This is a genomic window from Paeniglutamicibacter terrestris (genome assembly GCF_012271785.1).
Lineage (GTDB): Bacteria > Actinomycetota > Actinomycetes > Actinomycetales > Micrococcaceae > Paeniglutamicibacter > Paeniglutamicibacter terrestris.
In genome coordinates this window covers 1-2,463 of sequence record NZ_JAAWVT010000021.1, presented here as the reverse complement: position 1 = coordinate 2,463, position 2,463 = coordinate 1, and the positions used below count along the sequence as shown (strand labels likewise).

Genomic DNA, 2,463 nt, shown 5'->3' with positions numbered 1-2,463 from the left:
CTTGGTGGGGTCGGGTGCTGTCGGCTCACGCCGACAGCACCCGACCCCTTTTTGCGTTAAGCAGATTCCCGTAGAGCTCAAGGCCCTGGCCAGACCGACCCCAACCAGCCAGCACACTGGAAGAGCGAAGTTCTCGTTGAGGTGGCCTTGATTGATGCCGTGGCCCTCACGCTCCGACGGGGATTCCCTGCCTCTGATGATGATTGGGATGCGATGACATTCGGTCCTCATGGGAATTCTGCGTACTGCAACTGGGGAATTTCAATGAACACGATCGCGTCGGTTTGAAACGTTTGTTTGCGGGCCGATTATCTATGCTGCATAAGCGCAAATTCTTCACCGAGATTTGCTGGAGTTCGCATGCAATAGAAAATGATTAGTGTCCCATTGCCGCGGTTACGGATCCGTTGTAATGCCAATTCAGGAGACACGAAACATTGCAGCGAACGTATTTGAACACGCATGTCAGGCCGAATATTGCGTCCTGATTACCTCTAGTCAATGTTTGAAGTGTGTGTTTGACTATTTTCCACAAGTGCTTCGGCACACAGTTTGAAGGTGGTCACCGTACCGCCGGACAGGGAGAAAACGTGCAAAAAACACGCGCAAGTCGACATCCCCACAAACGCAAGGCCAAGAGCTTAGCTCTAGCCACGATGCTGCTCGCTGGAGCATTTGTTGGCGGAACCGGAACCATCGCAAACGCAGCACCACCGTCAGCACCCGATCTGGTCGACTCGAAGCAGATTTCCCCGTCCCAGGCGGAAAGCGCCACTAAATACTGGACTCCGCAGCGAATGAAGAATGCCAAAACTGCGGACAGTCTCGTTCGTGGAAAGTCGGGATCGAACGTGCCGTTAGATTCTGGCAAAGCAACCAAGATTGCTGGCCAGAGCGCGAATGCCAAGAGCCCGACGCTGAAGGCCGGCAAGCCGACCAAGAATACGGCGGTGACTCCGGTTTCCCACATTGGTAAGGTGTTCTTCACCTTGGGTGGAGCGGACTACGTATGCTCCGGCAACGCAGTAACTGCTGTCAACGAATCGACGGTCTCCACCGCGGGTCACTGCGTAAACGAGGGGCCCGGTGCCTTCGCAACACGTTGGGTGTTTGTCCCCGCCTATGAAAACGGGAATGCGCCATATGGCACATTCGCTGCAACCGAACTTGTTGCACCGACCCAATGGAGTCAAGGAGGCGACATCACTTACGACACAGGATTCGCAGTTGTTTCTGACGATAGCGGACAGAGTCTCGCCGATCAGGTCGGAGCCTCCGGCGTCGCTTTCAATCAGGCCAGAGGACTAACTTATTCAGCTTTCGGCTATCCGGCTGCCCGGCCATTTAATGGTGAGACACTGCAAACATGCGGCGGAGTTGCGAGCGACGATCCGTACGGACAATCTCAGTCCCAAGGAATTCCGTGCGATATGACGGGTGGTTCTTCTGGAGGTCCTTGGTTCCTGGGCGGCTCGGATGGATTCCAGAACTCGGTGAACAGCTTCGGCTACGGTGGTATTCGTAATACGATGTTCGGACCTTACTGGGGATCGGTCATCGAACAGGCATACCAGACGGCACAAAACTAGCCTTCAACATCGGGGGTGTAATGCCCTACATGGCATTACACCCCCGATCGCTAGAGATGCATCTAAAAACCGGGAGAACTTCGAAAGGCGGCTCAAGAATGAGTGAACCGAGCAGCTTCAAGATTGAAGCTACGGTCGAAGAGCAACTTGACTACTTTTCGGAAGTCAAAAGAAAGGCCGCTGTTCCCCGGGAACTGGAGGTACACGTTCCGAGTGCCCCGCTGGAACAGGAACAAGTCCCACACGAATCCGAGTGAACAACGCTAGAGCGTTGGAACGATCCCGCTGCCACCCTTGGGGGGGAACAATCAGTCCAAAAGGAGAATCTTGCCAAAGGACGGTTACCCCTACGGAGACCCGAAACTTCCGCGGGAACCTAGAACGAACTTCTCCTGTCCTCCTTGTTGAACCTTCTTCTAAGGGCTTTCGATTCAGGGCAAACCACTCCGGCTGCTCGAGACGTGAGGCGACACTTGGGCCTAGCCTTTCAGACGGCCGGCCGCTTGTCGTCGTGAAAGATCGACTTGATACGCGAGATGGCAGCTGAAAGAGTCTTCACTGTCAACGCTACGGGGGAGGCGCCTGTTTCGAATCCACATCGAGACTTGGCTCGACCTCTCCAGAACGGCCCGATTCCGATGAACCAGTATGGTCGGCGCGCACCGCGGCTTACCGGGCGCGGACTAAGGGTTGACTGGTTCACCTGGTGGTGTTCGATGCTGCAATTGATTCCTGCATAGCTTCACTTCCTCGGTTGAGCTGATGGCCATTGCCGCTTTTGCTCGTGGTGGGGATCACGTGCATGTTTTTGGTGGGTGTGTGGGCTGAGTAGTGGCTTTTTGGTGTGGTTTCGTTGTGTTTTCGGGGTTTGTGG

At 54.9% G+C, this 2,463-nt stretch carries 2 protein-coding genes; both read left to right on the top strand.

Annotated elements, in window-relative coordinates; all coding sequences use genetic code 11:
- The first annotated feature begins 656 nt into the window (after window positions 1-656).
- The gene (locus HED64_RS19585) at window positions 657-1,589 is read left to right on the top strand and encodes a trypsin-like serine peptidase (protein ID WP_168153618.1); all 933 of its coding nucleotides are present in this window, start codon (window positions 657-659) and stop codon (window positions 1,587-1,589) included.
- Between the two features lie 98 nt (window positions 1,590-1,687).
- On the top strand, window positions 1,688-1,846 hold the full coding sequence (locus HED64_RS19580; RefSeq protein ID WP_168153617.1) for a hypothetical protein: 159 nt from the start codon (window positions 1,688-1,690) through the stop codon (window positions 1,844-1,846).
- Window positions 1,847-2,463: the final 617 nt, after the last annotated feature.